Origin of the sequence: Aeromicrobium sp. Leaf272 (assembly GCF_001422865.1) — a bacterium.
Taxonomy (GTDB): domain Bacteria; phylum Actinomycetota; class Actinomycetes; order Propionibacteriales; family Nocardioidaceae; genus Aeromicrobium.
In genome coordinates this window covers 397,309-401,080 of record NZ_LMMY01000011.1, presented here as the reverse complement: position 1 = coordinate 401,080, position 3,772 = coordinate 397,309, and the positions used below count along the sequence as shown (strand labels likewise).

Annotated in this window: 4 protein-coding genes; 3 read left to right on the top strand and 1 reads right to left on the bottom strand. The window is 71.7% G+C overall.

From position 1 onward, the window contains the following. Window positions 1–747, top strand: a 747-nt coding sequence (locus tag ASF38_RS09020; RefSeq protein ID WP_304438650.1) for an AraC family transcriptional regulator, incomplete at its 5' end; no start/stop codon positions are given. Here ASF38_RS09020 and ASF38_RS09015 read toward each other — a convergent pair. Then, window positions 744–1,532 (bottom strand): alpha/beta fold hydrolase, encoded by a 789-nt coding sequence (locus ASF38_RS09015; RefSeq protein ID WP_200914472.1) that lies wholly within the window; start codon window positions 1,530–1,532, stop codon window positions 744–746. The two genes, ASF38_RS09020 and ASF38_RS09015, sit on opposite strands and share 4 nt — an antisense overlap. 77 nt (window positions 1,533–1,609) lie before the next feature. On the opposite strand from ASF38_RS09015, the gene ASF38_RS09010 reads away from it, so the two are divergent. Together ASF38_RS09010 and ASF38_RS09005 are read left to right on the top strand one after the other, a co-directional pair. Further along, the gene (locus tag ASF38_RS09010; protein ID WP_056575276.1) at window positions 1,610–2,761 is read left to right on the top strand and encodes a CaiB/BaiF CoA-transferase family protein; all 1,152 of its coding nucleotides are present in this window, start codon (window positions 1,610–1,612) and stop codon (window positions 2,759–2,761) included. A 33-nt stretch (window positions 2,762–2,794) separates the two neighbouring features. After that, window positions 2,795–3,772 (top strand): acyl-CoA dehydrogenase family protein (locus ASF38_RS09005; protein ID WP_235497577.1); only part of this gene is annotated, 978 nt, incomplete at its 3' end.

Sequence of the window (3,772 nt, the reverse complement as noted above, 5' to 3'; positions counted from 1 at the left end):
CCCCTGGTCCGCGAGGTGTTCCACGCGACGATGACCTCGCACGCGTACCCGGCGCACACCCACGACACCTGGACGGTGCTGCTGATCGACGAGGGGTGCGTGGCGTACGACCTCGACCGGCACGCGCGCACGGCGCCGGAGCGGCACGTCAGCCTGCTGCCGCCGCACGTCACCCACGACGGTCGGTCGGCCTCGCAGGACCACGGCTTCCGCAAGCGCGTCCTCTACCTCGACGCCACCTGGTTGCCGGCGTCGGTGACCGGCCACGCCGTCGACCGTCCGGTGCTGCCCGGTGCTGCGGCCCGGGCACTCACCGAGGAGCTCCACGAGGTGCTCGCCCGACCCGAGGACACCTGGCAGGCGGAGTCGCTGCTGCTGGGCCTGCGCGACGTCGTGCTCGGCTCGGGCCGGCAGGTGATCCCCCCTGCTGCCGACGTCCCGGCCGCGCGGGCGCTGCGCGACGTGCTCGACGACCACGTCGTCGACGGGATCACGCTCGAGGAGGCCGCCGGTCTGCTCGGCCGCTCACCGGCGCACCTGGCGCGGTCGTTCCAGCGGGCCTACGGGCTGCCGCCGCACCGCTACGTCGTGGGTCGACGGGTCGACCGGGCTCGCGCGCTGCTGTTGCACGGCGTCCCCGCCGCTGACGCCGCCACCGCAGCCGGGTTCTGGGACCAGGCGCACCTCACCCGGCACTTCCGTCGGACCGTCGGCACCACGCCCGCCCGCTTCGCCAGGTCGGTCTAGACCGCGGTCTGGCGGATCAGCCTCAGGACGAGCTCGGGGTCGTCGGCCATCGGCACGTGACCGCAGCCGGGCAGGGGCTCGTGGCGGGCCTGCGGCAGGCGGGACTTCGCGACGGCTGCCTGGGCGTAGGGCAGGAGGCGGTCCTTCGTGCCCCACGCGACGGTGGTGGGGACCGGCACCTGGCTCGCGAAGCGGTACGTGACGCCTTCCCGAGCGGTGCGCTCGAAGGCCGTCGCGTGCTTGAGGGCCAGCGAGTCGCCGTAGGTGTGGTCGGCGTCGTGGCGCTCGGGTCGGGCGTAGAGGATCGCGCCGATGGCCCGCCGTCCGCGCAGGTCGGCGGCCAGGCGCTGGAGCAGTCGCGCCGGGGTGAGCAGCGCCGACAGCCGCATGAGCAGCAGCGGCACGAGCGCCTGGAACCGGTTGACGGGTCCGAAGAACCCGGCGGGGCTGAGCGCCGTCACCGACGAGACGAGGCCGCGGGAGCCGAGCTCGAGCGCGATGGCGCCCCCGAGGGAGTTGCCCACGACGTGCGGCTTCGCGACGCCCCACCGCTCGAACTGGTCGAGCATGTGCTCGCACGCGTTCTCCATCGAGTACCGGACGCCGCCGGCGAAGGCGGGGGACTCGCCGAACCCGGACAGGTCGGGGGCGATCACGTCATAGTCGCGGGCGAGGTCGTCCAGGAGCGGGTCCCAGGCCTGGCGACGATGGCCGATGCCGTGCAGGAGGACGAGCGGGGGAGCGCCGGGCGTGCCGCGTCGGGTGTAGGCGAGATCAGGATGCACGGCAGCATGGTGCCACATACCGACGGTATCTCGACACCCTCTCGACATCGTGACAGTAGGACTGTCACAATGGTGCTGTGACGATCAACTCCGGTTCAGGGCCCCTGCAGGGCGTGCGCGTCGTCGAGATCGTGGGCATCGGCCCCGGTCCCTTCGCGGCCATGATGCTCGCCGACCTCGGCGCCGACGTCGTCCGGGTGCACCGCCCCGGCGGCGGTGGCCTCCAGCTCACGACCCCCGAGCAGGACCTGCTCGGCCGCGGTCGCCCCTCCGTCGCGCTGGACCTCAAGGACCCCCGTGGCGTCGAGACCGTGCTGCGGCTCGTCGAGTCCGCCGACGTGCTGCTCGAGGGCTTCCGTCCCGGCGTCACCGAGCGCCTCGGCATCGGCCCCGACGCCTGCCTGGCCCGCAACCCCGCGCTCGTCTACGGCCGCATGACCGGGTGGGGCCAGGACGGACCGCTCAGCCAGACCGCGGGCCACGACATGAACTACATCGCCGTCGCCGGTGCGCTCGACCCGATCGGCCGCCGACCCGGCGACGCCCCCACGTTCCCGATGAACCTGCTCGGCGACTTCGGCGGCGGGTCCCTCTACCTGGTGGCCGGCGTGCTGGCCGCGGTGCTGCACGCGCGCAGCACGGGCGAGGGCCAGGTCGTCGATGCCGCCATCACCGACGGCACCGCCCACCTCATGACCATGGCCGTCACGATGCAGCAGTCGGGCAGCTGGGACGGGCGTCGCGGCACCAACCTGCTCGGTGGGGCCGCCCCCTTCTACGACGTCTTCGAGACCTCCGACGGGCGCTGGATGTCCGTCGGCCCCCTGGAGCCGCAGTTCTTCGCCGCGTTCACCGACCTCCTGGGAGGCGACCTGCCCGGCCAGTACGAGCTCGAGCGCTGGCCCGAGCTGCGCGAACGGATCGAGGATCGGTTCTCCGCCCGCAGCCAGGCCGAGTGGGTGGAGGTCTTCGAGGGCAGCGACGCCTGCGTGCACCCGGTGCTCCCGCTGGCCGAGGCCTACGAGCACCCGCACAACGTCGCGCGGGGCACCTACGTGGAGCACCACGGCACCACCCAGCCCGCGCCGGCCCCACGCTTCTCGCGCACCGAGGCCCGCCTCGGCTCCGCGCCCGAGGCGCCCGGCGCCAGCACACGTGACGCACTGACCGCCTGGGGCATCGACGACGTCGAGTCCCTCATCGCCGACGGCGTCGCCGTCCAGGCCTGACCGACCATCTCGCAAGCACCGAAAGAGGACCCCATGAAGCGCACCATCTTCGACGCCGACCACGAATCCTTCCGCGACACCGTCCGCACGTTCTGCGAGAAGGAGATCGCGCCGCACCACGACCAGTGGGAGAAGGACGGCATCGTCCCCCGCGAGGTCTGGGAGAAGGCCGGCGAGCTGGGCCTGCTCGGCTTCATGATGCCGGAGGAGCACGGCGGAGGCGGCATCGACGACTTCCGCTACAACGCGATCCTGTCCGAGGAGATCACCCGGGTCGGGGCGAGCGGCATCGGCTTCGTCATCCAGACCGACCTCGTGTCCGGCTACCTGCTCTCCTACGCCACCGACGAGCAGAAGGCGCGCTGGTTCCCGAAGTTCTGCAGCGGCGAGATGATCACGGCCATCGCCATGACCGAGCCGGGCACCGGCTCGGACCTGCAGGGCATCAAGACCCGCGCGATCCTTGAGGGCGACGAGTACGTCATCAACGGCTCCAAGACCTTCATCACCAACGGCATCAACGCCGACCTCGTGCTGGTCGTCTGCCAGACCGACCCCGAGGCCGGCGCGATGGGCTTCTCGCTCATCGCGGTGGAGCGGGGCACGCCCGGCTTCGAGCGTGGTCGCAACCTCGACAAGATCGGCCTGAAGGCCCAGGACACCGCCGAGCTCTACTTCGAGAACGTGCGCGTGCCCAAGGAGAACCTCATCGGCGAGCCCGGCCAGGGCTTCATCTACCTGATGGAGAAGCTGCCCCAGGAGCGTCTCTCGATCTCCGTGGTCGCAGCCGCCGCGTGCCGCGCCGCGATCGACATGACGCTCGACTACGTCAAGGAGCGCAAGGCGTTCGGCAAGCCCGTCGGCTCCTTCCAGAACAGCCGCTTCGTGCTGGCCGAGCTGGAGACCGAGGCGAGGATCGCGCAGGTGTTCGTCGACGAGTCGATCACGCAGCACAACCGCGGCGACCTCACCGTCTCCGACGCCGCCATGGGCAAGTGGTGGACCACCGAG